This is a genomic window from Paenibacillus xylaniclasticus (assembly GCF_004001065.1).
Lineage (GTDB): Bacteria > Bacillota > Bacilli > Paenibacillales > Paenibacillaceae > Paenibacillus_T > Paenibacillus_T xylaniclasticus.
This window is the reverse complement of the sequence record NZ_BIML01000001.1, coordinates 23279-41054: the sequence shown is the minus strand read 5'-3', so window position 1 is coordinate 41054 and position 17776 is coordinate 23279. Positions and strand designations below refer to the sequence as shown.

The window sequence follows — 17776 nt, the reverse complement described above, 5'->3', positions numbered from 1 at the left end:
AAATCGTCATTAACAGCCTCATGACCTCTATTCAGAATGTTCAAAACGTGCTTGGTTTCGTCTTGCTCCAGCCGGGGTCTCCGGGGATGCCTGGTCCTCCCGGTCCTCCTGGAATTCCTGGTCCACAGGGTCCTCAAGGTCCTCCTGGACCGGGATGCACGCCGCCGCTTCCCGTTGCGACACAAATCGTATATGTCAACAAAGCCGGAGATGATGCAGCCGCTGACGGCAGTGAATGCCATCCCTTCTTGACGGTTACAGCAGCGATGGCCTCCATTACAGACGCGACGCCCAATAAAAGATATGCGATTTCTATCGGCCCGGGCAATTACTCAGAGCCACTAATTCATTTGAAAGCAAACGTACAATTGATTGGGGCCAGCACGCTGCTGACCAGGTTGTCTATCCCTTTCGATATTAACGATCCTTCATGGTTTGAAACGGGCTTTGTTAACGACAACCGTTCGGGCTTCGCAGATTTGACGCTGCTGTCTGGGCCGCTTGATTTTAACTTTGTAACAGCGAGCAGCTTCAGCGGCAAGTTATTTTTCGTCAGCGTTAATATAACCCCTACTCCTGTGTTCACAGCTCTGACTACCTCCGTTAACCAAGTCAATATTCGCGATTCAATGCTGTCTGGCGGATATACGCAGAACGGAATAAACATGTCCATGTTCGCCTCATTTGTGTCCAGCGGGAATATTACGATCAATTCTCAAGCGACAACAGATACACAGGTGAATCTCGTCGGCGGTGGAATTAACGGTAACGTCATTATTAACGTGCAATCTGGGCATATTCCGATTGATCCGTTGAATTTATCCAGCTTCGCCATTACGGAAAATATTTTTAATCCGTTTCCTAACTCGGGAAGCTTGATCGTCAATGGTGTAGACAATGTCATAACGAGAGTAAGAGCTACTGAGGATTCGATCCCGATCCGTTCACGTGTGACGCTTGTAGGTGCGAATACGACATTAGTTCGAGTGGATGACGCGTTCGGGGTAGCTTATACGCCAGGCAATCCCGCAGATTGGACATTGCCTCTCCCGACTACTGTACAAGAAGCGTTGGATCGGATTGCAGCTAAAATTAGTCCTGTGTAAACGGACCATACATGCCAAGAGGCCGACGGATCACCCGTCGGCCTCTTGAATATTATTCGTAAGTACTATGTTGAAGGTAATGTATCGATCAGCATCCATAAACCAATGAGTCCAAGCATAAGGCCCGAAGCTTTCTCGGCCCATTCGCCTAAATATGGCTTGAATTTGGCTCCGAAGGTAATGCCTATCATCGATAGTGCGAACGACTGCACAGCAATTAGAGTAATCGTCAATACGATAGGTGCTTGCATCAAGCCGGCGCTAAAGCCTACGGCGAGCTCGTCCAAGCTAATGCCGATTGCTACCGCTATTAATGGCCATCCAGTGAGCTGATGCCCAAGCGCTGCATGCTCATCCTCTTCCTTTTCAAGAAAAAGGAAATAGATTGCTACCCCGATTAATAATAGAGCACCCATGATGGATAGTGCACCTTGGAACAAATGGCCTAGAGCACCTCCGATCATCATCCCTGCAATTGGCATAAGCGTTTCGGCTGAAGCGAACACAAGCGCTGTCTTTATTTTATATTTTGTCTCTTTTCTCAGACCTAATGAAGCGGAAACGATTAGAGCATCGAAGCCTAATGACAAGGTTAGCATCCAGGCGAGCAGCGTTTCCATGATCACACTCCTTCATCACTATCCTTGGTTACCAATATATACATTCGTTTCTTGTCATAGTACAAGCTTCGTATAGAATTGCTGCAATTGTGAAACCTTAATCAAAGAAAAAACACTAACCTTTAAAGGCAGGTAAGGTCATGAGAAGCAAGATATTATGTGGAATATGGGCGGCAGTCATTTCTTTTTTGCTTGTGCTCCCGGCCTCGGCTTCAGCGGCCTATGCTGCTTCGAATACGCCAAATGGAGGCAACGGCGGGCTTGGCAATGGGATGGGTAGTGTAACACGCAGCACGGGCAATGAAAGCTCCGTTAATCGATCCGATCATGGAATGCATGCTCAGTCGACCAGCAATGGTCTAAGGACGAGCTCTACTTCCCAGTATGACGTCAGCGTGTATGGAACAGGAACAGGCAGTCAGTTCTTTAACCTTGATCCGAATGTGAACAAGTACGATAGTGTCACGGCGGACCGAGATACAGGTTATCGTGCGCAGTCATACACGAGTGACTTATATCGCGCACAGGATACAGGCTCTTCCAGAGGAATGGGATGGAATTGGCTTGGATGGCTTGGCCTGCTCGGGCTTTTCGGCCTTCTTGGTAACCGTAACCCGCAGCGCGATCGCTAAGTATATGATCGATGAATAACGATGCAGGTCTCACTTCGAAGTGCAGCTGAGACCGTGCATCGTTTTTTTACTTCTTGGACATTCATATGCCGACATACAATGAAACAGGTTTTGTGTTGAACTTCCAAGAGGAGGTGTAATAGGTATGTGGGTGAAGCCTGATTTTAAAATTGTCGAGCTTTGCGCAGAAGTAACGGCCTATGCTTATCGCAAATGATCATAGATAGCCGGCATCTCTTCTATAAGGGGCGTAACGATGATTATTAAGCTGCTAGGCTCTGCTGCGGGAGGAGGATACCCGCAATGGAATTGCGCCTGTCCTCATTGCAGACGCGTAAGATCTGGCGATCCGTCCTCCCGCTCACGAAGGAATGATTCGATTGCCGTAAGCCCGGATGGTCGACAATGGATGCTGCTCAACGCTGGCCCGGATGTCTGTCTTCAGATCGAAGAGAACGACTGTCTCCATCCGGGTCCTTCCTTACGCAGCTCCCCCATTCAAGCTGTCCTGCTCACGGATGCGGAATTGGACCATACAACCGGACTTCTTCAGCTTAGACAAGGCTCGTCCATTGACGTTTATGCTGCACGGCCTGTTCTAGCTGCGCTGGAAGCCAGCTTTCCGGTGAGACGGATCGTGGAACCGTACGCAAGCTTTCGATGGCATGAGACGAAGCTGGAGGAATCTTTTTCACTATTTGAGGGAAAATTATGGGTATGTCCATTCTGTTTGGGCGATAAGCCCCCTCGTTATGTCTCGGCGAATGCACTTCATGACGTCACTAGACAGGAGCAGGAACCTTGGAATGTTGGTTATCGCATTACAGACCTGTCAACAGGCGGTACCGTCGTCTATGCGCCAGGCATCGAGGCATGGACGATAACGCTTGAGCGGCATCTGACAGATGCTGACTGTATTTTGCTGGACGGTACCTTCTGGACGAACGATGAGCTGCGCGAGCTTGGCGTATCGGAGCTGCAAGCCGCCGATATGGGTCATCTTCCCGTTTCCGGACCTGGCGGAAGCGCACAGCGGCTCGCAGGTTTGCATGCACGCCGCAAAGTATACATTCACATCAATAACACGAATCCGATGCTGCATGAGCATTCGCCGGCACGGCGAGTACTGACCGACTTAGGAATTGAAATCGGGTTTGACGGGATGGAAATGGAGGTTTAACGGTTGGAATCGTATTTGCTCTCGAATGAACAATTTACGCAGCGTTTGCGTCAGGTGGGAGAGGAACGCTATCACGATAAGCATCCCTTTCATATCGCCATGCATGAAGGCAGGCTGACACCCGTTCAAATGCGGGCTTGGATCGCCAATCGGTTCTATTATCAGAAGAATATTCCGGTTAAAGACGCGCTGATCTTGTCCAAGCTGCCGTCCCGCGAGGATCGCCGCGAATGGATTCAGCGAATCATCGACCATGATGGCAGAGGTGGCAGCGAGGGCGGCATTGAAGCTTGGATACGGCTAGGAGAAGCGGCGGGCATTCCTCGAGATGAAATGCTCGATGAACGTCACGTCCTTCCGGCCGTCCGCTTCGCCGTCGATGCTTACGTGAACTTTTGTCGTCTGGAGCCATGGCCTATTGCCGTCGCCTCCTCTCTAACGGAGCTGTTCGCTCCTACTCTCGTCTCGAAGCGAATTGGCGTGTTCGAGCAGCTGTATCCATGGATACGGCCCGAAGGGCTCGCCTACTTTCAAGCACGGCTCACCCAAGCACCGCGCGATGCGGAACACGGATTAAGACTCGTCTTACGCGAATGCAGAGATCGTCGGGAGCAAGAGCAGGCGATCGGTGCTTTGCAGTTTAAATGTAACGTCCTCTGGGCACTTCTAGACGCGTTATCCTTAGCTTTCCCTATTGGAGAGAACGGCCGATGAACGCCTTGACTATGACGGATCGACCGAGGCTGCGCAGTCCTGGAAGGATGAAATACGACAAAGTCCGGCAGTTGGAGTTACTGCTGCTGCCGGAGCGGGTCATTGAGCTGAATGAGGCGGCGGGAGCGATTCTAAGGCTGTGCGACGGTCAGCTTACGATTGCACAAATGATCGAGGAGCTCGAAGCGAGATTCGTTCAGAATGGCCTAGGTGACGATATCGTCGAATTTATCGCTTCGGCAGCGGAGAGAGGCTGGTTAGAGCTATGCCCGTAAATTTCCCCTATGCTTTGACGGCAGAAGTCACCCATCGCTGTCCGCTTCACTGCCCCTACTGTTCGAATCCTATCGAGCTTCATCGCAGAGAGAATGAGCTGTCGACGAATGACTGGATCAATGTGCTGGAGCAAGCCGGCGAGCTGGGCGTTGCGCAGATTCATTTCACAGGCGGAGAACCGCTTCTTCGGTCAGATCTAGAATTGCTCGTGCGACATGCCAGGGATGCGGAAATGTACATCAATCTTATTACGAGCGGCGTAGGCTTGACCGAGGAACGTATCCGGCAGCTTGTAGCGGCAGGATTAGATAGCATTCAGCTGAGCGTTCAAGCTGCATCTGCGGAGCTGGCTGATTCGATCGCAGGCTTCCGATCCTATGATTTGAAGCGTCAAGCCGCACAGCGAATTCGTTCAAGCGGGCTTCCTTTACATATGAACGTCGTACTCCACCGGGCTAATCTGCATCAGCTTGAAGAGATTATCGAGCTCTGTGTAGAATGGGGAGCCCAGCGGCTGGAGCTGGCTAATGCTCAATATTATGGCTGGGCGCTAAGCAATGTTCAGCAATTGCTGCCGTCAAGGGAGCAGCTGCAAGAAGCCGAAGCTGTTTATTCTCGGGCGAGTGAGCGATTCAGCAATCAAATTGAACTGATATGGATCTTACCCGATTACTATGAAGAATTCCCTAAACCATGCATGGGCGGCTGGGGTAAACTCTCGCTTACGATAGCTCCCGATGGTCGGGTATTGCCCTGCACAGCGGCCTCCGAAATTCGGAGCATGTCATTCGAGAATGTGAAGGAACGCTCATTAGCGTGGATTTGGTACCACTCCCCTTCCTTTAACGCGTTTCGAGGATACGATTGGATGCCCGAGCCTTGCAGAAGCTGTGAACGCCGCGAGCTTGACTATGGCGGCTGCCGTTGTCAAGCCTTCTTGTGGACCGGAGACGCACGAGCGGCAGATCCTGTATGCAAGTGGTCTCCCGATCGGTCAACAATTATTGAACGGATCAGCTCCTTCGAACAAAGCGATGCTCCTGCTCCCTCCTTTTCTTATCGAGGCAGACGAGCGGAAACTCTCGGATCTTGATTGCCCGGCTCTAATAATCCATCAGGCAGCTCGTCCCCAGCTTCAAATATTTTGTCCTGCGCGATGAACCTCGTGAGCACAGTCTCGTAAAAGAGCGGTCGTGTCTCCCACACATCCTTGGATACCGTCACGACAAACCTTCCTTGACGATCGGGAATTGTCACCGAATAAGAGGTTCCGGTCGGTACGTCAAGTCCGGCGAGCAGACCGGTGTACGTCACTCCCTTCGAGGTCGTGCATACCAGATTAGGAGGTCTGTCGTCGAGCACGAGGCCTTCTCTTGGCAGACGAATGCGAATGTCTACGCTCGTGTGATGAGGTAGATGAATTACTTTACCTTTCGGCAGCTCGTAACGACGTGTTCCGACGATTACGGTAAGGTTCGTTTCCTCTTCCTCCGGCCAGTAGTACATCTCATAGTTCCCGTTTCGATCCGTCGGCGTCGACTTGGCGAAGCCTTCACCGCTATCCCGATCGATCCATACGACAGCGCCTTTCACTGGATTGCCATCCGCATCCGTAACTTTACCTGCAATCCGATATTTATCGATTTTGAAAAAGGAAATTTTATCGTCGTTCTCGACGTTAAGTCTAGCGTGCACCTTTACTTTGCTCTTGTCTGTATCAGAGGGCGATACTTGAATCACCTCGATCGGATAGTATACGTTGATCCTGGAAGTGGCCGAACGGATAGAATCGGCTTCTTCCTTCTCAACCGGCTTGCCGGCAATCTTGGCGTCATGTACCGATAGTACGGTTAAAGGTCTGGAGGCGACTAGACTGCGGTCGACGAGCAGCTTGAAGGAGCCATCCTCTTCTGTCACAATAGTTCTTCCTTGCGGTTGAACTTGCAGAAGCGCATGGGCCACCGGCCGTTCGCCTAATGTTAGCCTGCCCTTTACAGCCGTAAGGTGAGAGCCGTCGCTCTTCCATGATTTAGCGGCAAATGACGTCTGTTCAAGCTCAATTGTGCCTTGAGGGATTGCCTTCTGTGCTGTTGCTTCTGATCGATAAGCTGTACATAGCAGTAATGCGGTGGCAAAGAGGATCAGCAGCCTTGCTCTTGTTATGTACGTCAAATGAGGTGTCTCCTTTCCATAAAATAGCCAAGACAAGACTATACTTGTCCTGTCTTGGCCGCTTGGTTCGAGCTATTGAGCGGAATGGCCTCCGCCAGTCTCAGCTGTACCCGCCTTCCCTTGCGTCTTATCGCCGCCTAAGCCGAACACATGCACTTTCGGCTTCGTTCCGCCTGTGGTGAAGACGATATATTCCTTGTCGTCGACGGCGAAGATGGATGGCGCGGCCTGCACGTTATCTCCAGACGTCTGGAACGTCCAGATCACTTTACCTGCCTTAATATCGAGAGCGTTAATTTTGCCGTCCAGCTCACCGAAGAATGCTAGTCCGGAATCGGTACACGTTAAGCCGCCGCGCTGCGGATCTGTTGTTTTGATCTGATAGGCCTGTTTGCCGGTATCCACATTAATCGCGGTGACGGTTCCGTATCCTTTAACATCGGCCACCTCTTCCGTTGCCGTACCGAATGCCGCTGCGCCGGGAAGGTCCGGGGTAGCCGCTTCCGCTTCACTCTTCGCTGATTTGTAAAGGGAAGGCGATTCGATGCCCGGAATTAAGACGTAATTCGTCCCAGGGTGATAGCATTCTGGCGCATAGTTTTCCCCGCCGAGCACTCCTGGCCAGCTTATCGTGCCTTCAGGTGTCGGATCCTTCTTATCGATCTTGGCGAACGGGATACCGTCCCAGACCACATCACCTGTAGCCGCATCCCATGCATACCACAAACCATTCTTGCCGCCTTGTACGACAAGCTTTTTTTTCTGACCTTTAGCGGTGGCATTAATAATCATCGGCGAAGCGGACGCGTCATAATCCCACATATCGTGGCTAACTTCCTGCTTAGCCCAGACAAGCTCGCCAGTCATTGCGTTCACGGCCACGACGGAGTCGGTGTTTGGGTTGTCTCCGGGACGACCAGCACCGTAGAAATCTGGCGACGGATTGCCTGTCGCGAAGTACATGATGTCGGTCTCTTCGTCGATCGCTACCGGATTCCATACAGCTCCGCCCCCCTGGAACTTACTGTTCGCCAGCCAATCTTGCCCTTTGGGCGGCACGGTCCAGAACGGTGAATCCCAGGCTGGCGACAAATCGCTCGCCTTGAAGGCGGCTACGAAGCCTCGTACGCCGTTGTCGCTGCCGCTGCTTCCGATATAAACATTGCCTTTGTAGTATTGGGGAGCTGTAGTCTCATAGTAACCGTTCTCGAGTGTAACTCCGTCAATATAGTCGCCAAGCTTAATCAATTTGATGAGCTTACCCGTCTTCTGATCCAAGGAGATTAGCGAGTTATCGACAGCAAGCGTAAATACTTTGCCTTCGCCTACCGCTACGCCGCGATTCGCGATAATCCCTGCCTTCGAGAAGTTCGCTGCCTGCTCCGCATCGGGCTTCCAATGCCAGATCGTATTCCCTGTCACAGCGTCAAACGCAAACACCTGATTTCCTGAAGTCGTGATATAGATGACCCCATCGACAACGACGGGATATGATTGATTTCCGTTTTTGACATCTGGATCGAGCGTCTTTAAGTCAGCGGACCAAATGATGCCAAGATCGTTCACGTTATCGGCGGTAATTTCCTTGAAAGGAGCGTGGCGGTTATTGGCCAGCGTATAACCGTAGGAGCCCCAGTTTTTAAAGACGGTTCCTGTTACACCGCCCTTAGGCTCTTGCGCTGGAGAAGGTGCGGCCTCTTCGTCGTTCTTGTTCCCGCTACAAGCACTCAGCAGCAGCAATACAGCAAGTGCTGCTCCTAGTGTTGAATGAATTTTTTTCACGGTGAAACCTCCATGCTCTATTAGTGTGTGCTTCTCGAAATCTTCGTTAATTAAGGTATTTCCTAATTCGTTGAAATTATGTAATTTGCATCAGCTTCACTTCCCATTATCTTGAACATGAAAAAAAACGCCCTCTCGACTTCTTGTTCCAAAGTCGAAAGAGCGATGACGTAGCGTCAGCTCTCTTCTTAAGATTGAATTTCGTAATTAGCCTCGTTCTTCGTATCGGCGGCGACGGTTGCCTCCTTATTATGTAAGTCGTACAGCCTTCCAAGCTTCCACCCGATTCCGATATTCACCACTGCCATTGCCCCGAATAAGACAACGTCTCCCCAAGGCTCTGGAAGCAGCAGATCGGCCAAGAGCCAGCCACCGGTCATTCCCACTCCCATTAGTACGCCTTTCGCTGGCGAGTGTAAACTTAATTTAGCCATTCGCACACCTCCGTTTTGACGGGAGCATTGCTGCTTCTCTACATCGAATGTATGCTGGGGACAAGTACAATTATGCCGAGAATTCCTTCTACCGCTTGTTATTGAGAACGCTGCATCTCTTAAGGATTAGTTCAGCCGGCAATGGACATACTAGCAATGATTCACTCTAACTCCAGGAGGGTTTTACTCGACATGAAACAACATTTCGTCAAATTGTGGGTGGTTCTCGCGCTAATGGCTCTCTTCGCGCTTACCGCTTGCGGCGGCTCGGACAACAACAATGATTCAAACACCGAAACGCCGCAAGCTCCGACGCAAGAGGAAGGCGGCGGAACTACACAGGAAATTACAGAGAATGCGATCAACTGGTCCTTCAGTGAGCCTGAGATTAGAGCTAAAGTGGGCGATACGCTTAAGCTTACCTTGAACAATGAGACGGGAGTTCACGGCTTGCAAAGTGATGATCTAGGCATCAATCTGAAGAACGGTGAAACCGCGACGATTAAATTGGATAAAGCCGGAACGTATGAGTTTCATTGCAGTATTCAATGCGGACAAGGTCATGACAATATGGTGGGACAGATTATAGTCGAATAACCTAACAACAAAAGTGAAGCCGCCATACCAGCAGCTTCACTTTTGTCATTACGATTCGGTTCTCGTCATCCGAACGTATTATATACATTTTCACATTCTTGGGCGGTTGGCTCATAGAAGCAGTGCTTCTTCCATCGCCCGACGAACGGCTGGTTATACCAGGTTGGCGGGCATGGGCCGGGGCTTTCGAACGTACCTGGGCGGAAATACCATAGGGAAAATTTAGCCGGCCAGAACCGCTCTCCATCGACAACGCGCTGTGCCAAACGGCGCTCTCTGTCTCTGGCGCTTTGATAGAACATCCCATGCTGCAGCGCCTCGAACGCATGCGGCTGATTAATCATTTGAGGGATTGTACGAAGTCCTTTAAAATCGGAGCAGTTCGCTCTAACTCGGTTAATGCCTACGTTTCCGACCAGAAGCATGCCCATCTCGCCCTCGCCCTCCGCTTCCGCTCGAAGCAGTCTTGCCAACATATCGATATCCTGCTGCCTGGCTTTTACGACTGCCATTAGCTCACCTCACCTCTAGACACATCATATTGTAGGCGAAGTGGAAATGTTACTGGAATTGAGGTAATTTGACCTGTACGTCGTATTCGACGTCTGGCTGCAAATGATGAAGAATGCCCGACGGAACAAGCTCGCCGTTCACATACACTTCTACTGACTGCACGTCTTCAACTCGTTTCATTTGGATATGGAGAAGCGCTCCTCTAAATTTGCGCTTAACGGCAGCCTCCTGCCAATTCGTCGGAAGCTGAGGCTTGACTTGCAGTCCGGATGGGCAGCCCTTTAGGCCGAATAAACCGTCGATTAAGCAGCGGTATACCCAAGCCGTCGTGCCTGTATTGAACAAATGACTGGAACGGCCGGCGGTGCGTGGAAATTGCCGATAAGCCCCGCGATAATAGTTCGGGATAAATATGGGCAATTGACCCCTCCGGACGATATCCTCGTGATCGGGTCCAGGAATCATTTTGCGGAGCAGCCGAAAAGCTTGATCTTGTTTCCCGACAGCATACAGCCCGAAAATGTAAAATGCCGCTGCATGGTTATATACCGCCCCGTTCTCTGCAGTACCCGGATGCTTCTGCGTAACCCGTCCCACATCCTCACGCATGGCGGTGTATGAAGGAGCCAGCTTTTCGACGCCGTATGGGGTTTCCAATTGTTCTTCGACGGACCGGATAAGCTTCTCCTTCTTCTCGTCATCTGCTGCACCGCTTAACAGCGCCCAGCCTTGCGGGTTTATAAAGATTCGGCCTTCCTTGTCACCTTTAACCCCGAACGCTACGTTGTCGTCTGTTATTCCTCGTGCATACCAGTCGCCATCCCACAGATAGCGATTGACAGCCTCGTTCGTCTCCGCTGCTGCGATTCGGAACGCTTGGCTAGCCTCCAATCGGCCGCTAGACTCGCATATGTCCGCCCAAATGTTGAACGCATAAGCCCTTGCAATGGTCAGCCAACCGGATACGCCTTTGCCTCGGACACCGACCATATTCATCGGATCGCACCAATCCCCTTGGTGAATATAATTGAGGCCGCGTTCATCGCGGTCTTGTATTAGCCATTGCATCGCTCGATCGATATGCTCCGATACGGTCGCCATTTCTTCGCTGTCCACAAAAGGTACTTGCTCTTCCAATAGGGAATAATCATTTGTCTCGTCTAAATAAGCGCTTATGCAAATTGGCAGCCAAACGTTATGATCCGAATGCGGCACTTGGTTAATATATTTCAGCTCGGCTTCCTCGTGCAGCAGAATACCATCCGGCATCCCTCCGTCTGCGTGTTGCTGACTTAATGCGGTAAGAAACGACTGTCTGGCGATCTGAGGCTTGATATAACTCATTCCCATATGATCCTGCAAATAGTTGCGCGTCTGGGGGTCAGTCGTGAGCCGATTCGTTAGGCCGTGATAATACATTTGCCGCGGCAGCCAATGATTGATGAAATTGTCGAAATCAGCATCGGGAGTGCTAATCTCGAGGCAGCCTTGGCCTTCTCTCACATATTCGGCATATTCCAGCTCTGCTTGATCAAAACCGTTTTCGACATTGGCGTTCGTATCCGTAAAATATTTGCGCCGGATCTGTGCAATCTCGTCTTCGTCCTTAGCCGGGCCAAACAGAAAGCGGAATTCGCTCTCCTCCCCCGCCGCCAATTGGATTCGATATTGCAGCACCGCCGTCGGCATTTCGTACCGCGCGTCTCCGTTACCCAGCGTTTCGTTCTCGATGGAGCTTGGACGAGCAAGCCCGCCTTCTCCTTCGAACGCCTCCTGGCTCACTTCCCAAGCATGTGGCTTCCGCTCCGCAAGCAGATAAGTTTTGTCCTTCAGCAGCTTGATCATATCGTAGTCTTTGACCTTCTGGTATGGCGTAATCGAAGAGCAAACGATCGCCTGCAAATCTTCGTTGTATTCGCCGGATTGATTCATCCACGACATGTATCCGACCGTAAAATACGGATAGACGCTGATATTACGAGCTCTAGCCGAAACGTTCTTTACCTTCACCCGCCATAGCTCAATTGCCTCCTCTCGGGGCAGACTCAAGCTCATCTCGACGGCGATCTCATCGCTTTCGGTAGTCCATACGATCCGATGCTTGCCTGCCGCAAACGTATACCGGTCGTAATGCGAGCGCACAGGCTCGTAAGGCGCTGAAAAAAGCTGTCCGTTCGCTTCGTCTTTAATATATACGAATCGACCTGGATGATGGGCATAGTATGGCTGCTCCGGCTGCATAAACGATTTTGCTTCCAAATTCGGTGCGTGGGAATATTTTGCTGGTTCCGGCTGCATAAATTGTGACGTCGCATAGCCGCGGCAGCTTACTTGAATCATCATTTTGTCGTTCCACAAAAATCCCGTAGCCTTTGGCAGTACGGTGGGACTTGTAAGGATATAATATTCGTTGTCTTCAGATGCTCTTATCATTCGTGGATTTCCACTCCCTTTTACTCTGGATCTGACCATCCTATTATGCCTATTAATTTCCTCTAAATCAATAAACCGGCTAGCCTTTTGCTCTGTTCTGAAGTTTCAAATCCGGCGGCAGTGAAAGCTGTTATTCACTAAAGCTTTAGCTTGCTCAATCGTTTGGTTGACGACTTCTGCAGCTGATATGTTTTGCGCTAGCCTAAGACCTTGCCCTGCCCAAAGTGACATATACTCAGCATCATTTGCTTGTGAAGCCGTCTGTCGAATGCCTCTTGTCAAGCTGTTCTGAATCGGATAGGCAGGTATGGCTCCAGGGTAGCGCTCAATATCACGCATATATTGAGTTCGTATCCCTCTTGCCGCTTTACCCGAATATGCGTAGGTGACATCAGTAGAGTTCTCATGGGATGAGAGAATTTTCTGTTTGTAATTCCTCCAGCTGCGATGACTGGAATGGTGACATGATCTACAACCTGTGGAACGAGAGCAATGGTGCCAATTAGAGACGTCGATGCCGGATTTATAAATGTCCCTCGATGACCTCCAGCTTCATATCCTTGAGCTACTATGGCGTTAACACCCGCTGCATCTAAGTGCTCAGCCTCTTCCACGGTTGTTGCCGTCCCAATTACAAATATCCCGCGCTGCTTCATAGCCTGAATCACATCTATCGGGGGGATACCGAACGTGAAGCTAAATCCCGGAGCTTTCTCCTCTAATAATACTTGCACCTGCTCCTCAAAAGTTTCTAAGACATACGGAGTTGAAGGATTTTGATCTATTCCAAATTTGGCACGGTACGTATGGAGAAAATCCACTCATTGGAACATATAAAAATAAACATTTTTGATAGAATAAACTATTTTTAGTCCGATGGGCGTATAATGATATTCGTAAGCAATTAGGGGGTGAGAAGAAGAACAGAATATAACGACGCTCATATAGTTCAGCATGGAATCGGTAACGGTTGTTGTTGTCAAGGGAGAATATGACAATGCTTACACAAAGCTTTAATACGGTATTAGTCATCATTCATTCTAGCGATTGGTCGGAAAAGGAGGCCTAACCTATTCCACACAGATGTGATATGTACATTCGATAATTAGAATTCGAAAGGAGTTAAAGTAATGGAAAGCTCGATCCGGAAACAATCCAGAAGGACATTTCTCTATTGCTTAATTGTAAGTATCCTATTGTCATCCGTTTGGATGGCTCTTGTAATGAAATCGACGTCTGCCGCTTCAGCTGCCGATTGTCAGGTTACATGGAAGCTTGAAAATTCCTGGCCTGGCGCGTACCAAGCGACCGTTACAGTAAAGAATGATGGGACGTCGCCGATCAGTACATGGAACACGACCTTTACGCTCGCTTCAGGTCAGACGATATCGAATGCGTGGAACGCGAAATTGACCGGAACCTCGGGCACTGTAACGGCTAGCGACGCGGGCTATAACGGAAATCTTGCCCCTGGTGCAAGCACGAGCTTCGGTTATCAAGCCAGCAACTCCGATTCGACGGTGAATGCTCCGACCAACTGGAGCTTTAACGGCGTTTCTTGCGATTCCAGCACACCGACGAATCCGACAAACCCAACAGATCCGACGAATCCGACAAACCCAACAGATCCAACAGATCCGACGAATCCAACGAACCCAACGAACCCAACGAACCCAACGAACCCGACAGACCCAACCAATCCAACCAATCCAACCAATCCAACAGGCTGTAATGGAGCTGCGGTTTGCGACAGCTTTGAAAACCAAACCGGCAGTTCACCGTCCGGCAGTTGGTCGGTGACGACGCCGAATTGCTCGGGAACCGGCACCGTGACCGTCGACCGTACGAAGGCTCACTCCGGAAGCACCTCGATACGCGTTAACGGTGGGGGTAACTACTGTAACCACGTATTTCTCACCAATACTACCGCTTTTGATAATCTAGGACCGAACTATTACGCCCGATTCTGGGTTAATCATACAACTCCACTCCCTCAGGGTCACGTTACCTTCCTCGCGATGAAGGATACGACGTCGGGCAAGGATCTTCGCATGGGCGGACAAAACGCAGCGTTGCAGTGGAACCGTGAGAATGATGATGCTACTCTTCCTGCACAAAGCCCGGCAGGTGTTGCGCTCAGCAAGCCGCTGCCGACCGACCAATGGATGTGTGTAGAGGTAATGGTTGGCGCAGACGGCATCCGCACGTGGCTGAATGACGAGGAAATAACGGGCTTGCGTGCCGACAGCACGCCGACTCCTGATGTTGACGCGAACGGCTGGGGCACGACGTATCGTCCGAAGCCAACCGATTTCCGGCTCGGCTGGGAAAGCTATGGCGGAGACAGCGATACGCTGTGGTTCGATGATATCGCCTTCAGCAGCTCGCGGATCGGCTGTAATCCATAAATCAAAAAAATCGAGGGTCAGCGGCCGTTAACGGCCGCTGACCCTCAGTCTATGTGCGGCAATAGCCTTCGATCATTTAGATCAATCCCAATCATCTTCCTCTTCAATTTTTAAGATCCGTCCCGTCCTAGCTATGATTTCAACCTCGAAAATTTTATTTTGCGGTGTCAATATGAAGATCTCATAAATGAAGACGCCATTCTCAAAATCCATCCCGGTATGAATAACTTGCCCAGATACATGTCTGAGGGCGATTTCTTGCGCCTGCTGCAGTGAGATTCTTTGTCGATATTTCGGCCCGTTATAATATCCACTACCGTACATATTAGATCACACCTTTATTTAACCAATAATAAATTGGGACATTTATGTATATGTACGGAGCATCGTTGTGGTGAAAGCAAGCTCTCGTCGTAACGAACAAAACTGTGCCGCAGGCAAGTCTCATCAGCCCCTGCCATCGCTGAAAAGTAGGCGTGCGATCTTATGAACCGTTTTTGCCCTCCTTCACCTGGCTGTCATATACAGACGCCCGCTGCTTGGTGAAGATCGCGGACAGCCAGTCGGTGAAGCTCCACCAATTATACTTGCCAAGCAGCTTCATCGAAATTGGCACCAGCAGCGTGCGAACGAGAAACGCATCGATCAGAATCGCAAAAGCGAGTCCTACGCCAAGCTCCTCGATTAACTGAAAATCTGCTAACAAGAAAACCCCGAACACGACGACCATGATCGATGCCGCACCGTTAATCATTCCTGCAGTTGTGACGATCCCGTCCGTAACGCTTTCTTCATGCTGTCCGGTTTCCTTGTAGTACTCGCGCATTCGGGAAATAAGGATTACCTCGTAATCCATACTGAGTCCGAACAACAGCACGAACAATGTCAGCGGAGTGTTAATATTAAGCGGGAACGACTCGGCTCCAGGCATATAGCCGTACTGATACATAAGGACGATAAAACCGAATGTCGAGGCTGTCACAAATAAATTCATGATGATTGCTACCAGCGGGATAACGATCGACCGGAAAGCGGCATATAACAGCAAGAAGGTTAGTACGAGTACGAAGCTGACGATGATTGGAATATGGCTCAGCACTTCGGCGTCATAATCGAGCCCGGAAGCCGTTGCTCCCGTAACGCTTCCTGTAAATTGCGATGATATTCCGGGCATAATGTGATCTTTGATGCTGTCAACTAGTGCTCTCGTTGCTGCCGAGCTCGCCTCCATCTCAGGCACAATATATAGTAAAGTCGATCGCGCATCCCGGCTGACGAACGACTGCATGCGGCTTTTGATCGGCTCCTGCAGCTCGTCGCCTCTCTCGATTAGATGTCTCCACTGCTCTGCCGTTCGTTCCGGCGTCACAAATGACAGAATCGACTGTACCTCTTTGACGTTCGGAAGCGTATGGATTTGATCGGTTATCCGCCTAAGCTCAGCCATAGAAGCCGGCTCGAATACATTGCCGCTTGACTGCAGCAGCAGCTTAACCGGGAATAATGTCCCTGCCCCCATTTGCTCCGTAACAGCCTCCATACCTTGTCGAGCCTCGCTGTCTTCCGGCAGCTCGTTAAAGTTGGCCGCCGGAAGATGCAGCTCAATCTGGAACAATGGAGGAATGAAAACGCCAATTGGAATGAGTGCAAGCACCAGATACAGCAGCGGCCGCTGCATAATGGCGATGACCGACTTACGCCACGAGCCTCCTCCTTCCTTACGCCTACGCAGAAATGGAATCGCGAGCGCATCAATTCGTTTGCCTATGAGAGTCAGGACCGCGGGCAGCAGCGTTACGGATACCACGACAGCAGCAATTACGACGAGCGTACCGCCTAATGCGATGGAACGTGCGAATGCTGTATTCGAGAATAGAATCGATACGGTACTGATCGCTACCGTGACGCCGGCGAAAAAGACCGAGCGGCCGGCGGTTGCTACGGAGCTAACCGCAGCCTCCCCCGTATCTTTACCGGAAGCAAGCTCATCTCGATAACGCTGTGTAATAAATAAGGCGTAGTCGATTGCAATGCCGAGACCGAGCATCGTAATAATGTTCGTCAACAACGAGCTTAAATCCATATGCTTAGAGAAGAAGAAGGCGGCAGCCATCGCCAGCACAATAGCGATTACCCCTGTAAGCAGCGGCAACAGTGCGGCGACGACTGAACGGAATACGATCAGCAGCAGTATAAAAACGAACGGCAGCCCGATTTTTTCAACCGTCTTCACATTATTTTTCGCGATTTGGCTGCCCTCCGCATTCATTGCGGGTGATCCGGTCAGCTTCACGGTATAACCGTCCGGCGTAACGTCCTTTATATCTTCGCGTAGCTGCTTGATGAATTTACGGCTTTGCTGCTCCTCCATGTCCAAATTCGCATAAATGAACGCTCTCCTGGCATCAGAGTCAAGTTGACCGGATTGTGATGCAGCATACGGATCGGAAATGCTCGACACGTCTGGATTACCGGCGGTGACCGTTCGTAGCCGCTCGACGAATTGTCGGAATTCAGAAGCTTCCGGTGACGTTTCTTTGCTCTCTGCTACAATAATAAGCCGTGACGCCGATACGCCTTCGAAATGCTCCGCAATGAACGAATCTGCTTGTGCAGATTCGCTCGTCTGGATTGCCAAGTCTCCTCCGGCTAGGTTATCCTGAAGCTTGGAGCTGAAGGGTACCGAGACGGCTAGCACAAGCAGCCAGAGCACAATCGTTGCCTTCGGATAGCTCGAAGCAAGCAGTCCGAGTCTTCGGAACATAATGGACCTCCTTTTACGTTATTCGTGCCCAATTCAGTAACATATATTTTATACTCCAGTTCAACATTGTACTACGGTACATTTTAAATCAGCGACTGGCTATTTTCAACCTGATATTGTAAGTTTTCTGAATGATTGGTTTAGG

17 protein-coding genes and 1 pseudogene are annotated in these 17776 nt (G+C 50.4%); 9 read left to right on the top strand and 9 right to left on the bottom strand.

All coding sequences use genetic code 11. The features are described 5' to 3' along the window. The first annotated feature begins 20 nt into the window (after positions 1-20). Positions 21-1106 (top strand): exosporium leader peptide, encoded by a 1086-nt coding sequence (locus tag PXY01_RS00160; protein WP_373864266.1) that lies wholly within the window; start codon positions 21-23, stop codon positions 1104-1106. Between the two features lie 65 nt (positions 1107-1171). Here the strand turns inward: PXY01_RS00160 and PXY01_RS00155 are convergent, their stop codons facing one another. Continuing rightward, entirely contained in the window at positions 1172-1726 is a 555-nt protein-coding gene (locus PXY01_RS00155) for a manganese efflux pump MntP (RefSeq protein WP_127566055.1), read from the bottom strand. Between the two features lie 140 nt (positions 1727-1866). On the opposite strand from PXY01_RS00155, the gene PXY01_RS00150 reads away from it, so the two are divergent. The 6 genes from PXY01_RS00150 to pqqE all read left to right on the top strand — a co-directional run bounded on the left by PXY01_RS00150 (position 1867) and on the right by pqqE (position 5621). Beyond that, complete coding sequence (locus PXY01_RS00150; RefSeq protein WP_127566053.1) at positions 1867-2358, top strand: hypothetical protein; 492 nt, start codon at positions 1867-1869, stop codon at positions 2356-2358. A 145-nt stretch (positions 2359-2503) separates the two neighbouring features. Continuing rightward, on the top strand, positions 2504-2575 hold the full coding sequence (pqqA, locus tag PXY01_RS23195; protein ID WP_127566650.1) for a pyrroloquinoline quinone precursor peptide PqqA: 72 nt from the start codon (positions 2504-2506) through the stop codon (positions 2573-2575). 39 nt (positions 2576-2614) lie between these two features. After that, positions 2615-3538, top strand: a complete 924-nt coding sequence (gene pqqB / locus PXY01_RS00140; protein WP_127566051.1) for a pyrroloquinoline quinone biosynthesis protein PqqB — start codon at positions 2615-2617, stop codon at positions 3536-3538. Positions 3539-3541: 3 nt separating this feature from the next. Further along, entirely contained in the window at positions 3542-4252 is a 711-nt protein-coding gene (pqqC, locus tag PXY01_RS00135; protein WP_246027741.1) for a pyrroloquinoline-quinone synthase PqqC, read from the top strand. Then, complete coding sequence (gene pqqD / locus PXY01_RS00130) at positions 4249-4527, top strand: pyrroloquinoline quinone biosynthesis peptide chaperone PqqD (protein ID WP_127566049.1); 279 nt, start codon at positions 4249-4251, stop codon at positions 4525-4527. Before pqqC ends, pqqD begins: the two co-directional genes overlap by 4 nt. Then, positions 4518-5621 carry a pyrroloquinoline quinone biosynthesis protein PqqE gene (gene pqqE, locus PXY01_RS00125; protein ID WP_127566047.1) on the top strand — a complete coding sequence of 368 codons (1104 nt, stop codon included), beginning with the start codon at positions 4518-4520 and terminating at the stop codon, positions 5619-5621. Before pqqD ends, pqqE begins: the two co-directional genes overlap by 10 nt. Here pqqE and PXY01_RS00120 read toward each other — a convergent pair. From PXY01_RS00120 to PXY01_RS00110, 3 genes are all read right to left on the bottom strand, one after another. After that, on the bottom strand, positions 5585-6700 hold the full coding sequence (locus PXY01_RS00120) for a carboxypeptidase-like regulatory domain-containing protein (protein WP_164744245.1): 1116 nt from the start codon (positions 6698-6700) through the stop codon (positions 5585-5587). The genes pqqE and PXY01_RS00120 overlap by 37 nt on opposite strands. Before the next feature lie 72 nt (positions 6701-6772). Beyond that, the gene (locus PXY01_RS00115) at positions 6773-8482 is read right to left on the bottom strand and encodes a pyrroloquinoline quinone-dependent dehydrogenase (RefSeq protein ID WP_127566043.1); all 1710 of its coding nucleotides are present in this window, start codon (positions 8480-8482) and stop codon (positions 6773-6775) included. A 188-nt stretch (positions 8483-8670) separates the two neighbouring features. Beyond that, positions 8671-8916, bottom strand: coding sequence for a hypothetical protein (locus tag PXY01_RS00110; protein WP_246027740.1), 246 nt, complete (start codon positions 8914-8916; stop codon positions 8671-8673). Between the two features lie 192 nt (positions 8917-9108). On the opposite strand from PXY01_RS00110, the gene PXY01_RS00105 reads away from it, so the two are divergent. After that, a complete protein-coding gene (locus PXY01_RS00105) occupies positions 9109-9513 on the top strand; it encodes a cupredoxin domain-containing protein (protein ID WP_127566041.1) in 405 nt (134 codons plus the stop codon). 65 nt (positions 9514-9578) lie between these two features. On the opposite strand, the gene PXY01_RS00100 is transcribed toward PXY01_RS00105, so the two are convergent. The 3 genes and pseudogenes from PXY01_RS00100 to PXY01_RS00090 form a co-directional block, all read right to left on the bottom strand. Then, on the bottom strand, positions 9579-10025 hold the full coding sequence (locus tag PXY01_RS00100) for a cell wall hydrolase (RefSeq protein ID WP_127566039.1): 447 nt from the start codon (positions 10023-10025) through the stop codon (positions 9579-9581). Between the two features lie 49 nt (positions 10026-10074). Further along, on the bottom strand, positions 10075-12459 hold the full coding sequence (locus tag PXY01_RS00095) for a GH36-type glycosyl hydrolase domain-containing protein (RefSeq protein WP_127566037.1): 2385 nt from the start codon (positions 12457-12459) through the stop codon (positions 10075-10077). Between the two features lie 105 nt (positions 12460-12564). Continuing rightward, positions 12565-13277, bottom strand: a pseudogene (locus PXY01_RS00090) (NAD(P)H-dependent flavin oxidoreductase); the annotation flags it as partial. Between the two features lie 405 nt (positions 13278-13682). Here PXY01_RS00090 and PXY01_RS00085 point away from each other — a divergent pair. After that, positions 13683-14867, top strand: a complete 1185-nt coding sequence (locus tag PXY01_RS00085; protein WP_218028195.1) for a cellulose binding domain-containing protein — start codon at positions 13683-13685, stop codon at positions 14865-14867. A gap of 81 nt (positions 14868-14948) precedes the next feature. Here PXY01_RS00085 and PXY01_RS00080 read toward each other — a convergent pair whose 3' ends face one another. Both PXY01_RS00080 and PXY01_RS00075 read right to left on the bottom strand, forming a co-directional pair. Next, a complete protein-coding gene (locus PXY01_RS00080; protein WP_127566035.1) occupies positions 14949-15191 on the bottom strand; it encodes a PepSY domain-containing protein in 243 nt (80 codons plus the stop codon). Positions 15192-15351: 160 nt separating this feature from the next. After that, positions 15352-17631 carry an MMPL family transporter gene (locus PXY01_RS00075; RefSeq protein ID WP_127566033.1) on the bottom strand — a complete coding sequence of 760 codons (2280 nt, stop codon included), beginning with the start codon at positions 17629-17631 and terminating at the stop codon, positions 15352-15354. Between the last annotated feature and the right edge of the window lie 145 nt (positions 17632-17776).

Bases quoted from the DNA above. Each gene is read 5' to 3' on its own strand.
- PXY01_RS00160 (WP_373864266.1), top strand. From the start codon at position 21: ATGACCTCTATTCAGAATGTTCAAAACGTGCTTGGTTTCGTCTTGCTC.
- PXY01_RS00155 (WP_127566055.1), bottom strand. From the start codon at position 1,726: ATGGAAACGCTGCTCGCCTGGATGCTAACCTTGTCATTAGGCTTCGAT.
- PXY01_RS00150 (WP_127566053.1), top strand. From the start codon at position 1,867: ATGAGAAGCAAGATATTATGTGGAATATGGGCGGCAGTCATTTCTTTT.
- pqqB (WP_127566051.1), top strand. From the start codon at position 2,615: ATGATTATTAAGCTGCTAGGCTCTGCTGCGGGAGGAGGATACCCGCAA.
- pqqD (WP_127566049.1), top strand. From the start codon at position 4,249: ATGAACGCCTTGACTATGACGGATCGACCGAGGCTGCGCAGTCCTGGA.
- pqqE (WP_127566047.1), top strand. From the start codon at position 4,518: ATGCCCGTAAATTTCCCCTATGCTTTGACGGCAGAAGTCACCCATCGC.
- PXY01_RS00110 (WP_246027740.1), bottom strand. From the start codon at position 8,916: ATGGCTAAATTAAGTTTACACTCGCCAGCGAAAGGCGTACTAATGGGA.
- PXY01_RS00105 (WP_127566041.1), top strand. From the start codon at position 9,109: ATGAAACAACATTTCGTCAAATTGTGGGTGGTTCTCGCGCTAATGGCT.
- PXY01_RS00100 (WP_127566039.1), bottom strand. From the start codon at position 10,025: ATGGCAGTCGTAAAAGCCAGGCAGCAGGATATCGATATGTTGGCAAGA.
- PXY01_RS00095 (WP_127566037.1), bottom strand. From the start codon at position 12,459: ATGATAAGAGCATCTGAAGACAACGAATATTATATCCTTACAAGTCCC.
- PXY01_RS00085 (WP_218028195.1), top strand. From the start codon at position 13,683: ATGAAATCGACGTCTGCCGCTTCAGCTGCCGATTGTCAGGTTACATGG.
- PXY01_RS00080 (WP_127566035.1), bottom strand. From the start codon at position 15,191: ATGTACGGTAGTGGATATTATAACGGGCCGAAATATCGACAAAGAATC.
- PXY01_RS00075 (WP_127566033.1), bottom strand. From the start codon at position 17,631: ATGTTCCGAAGACTCGGACTGCTTGCTTCGAGCTATCCGAAGGCAACG.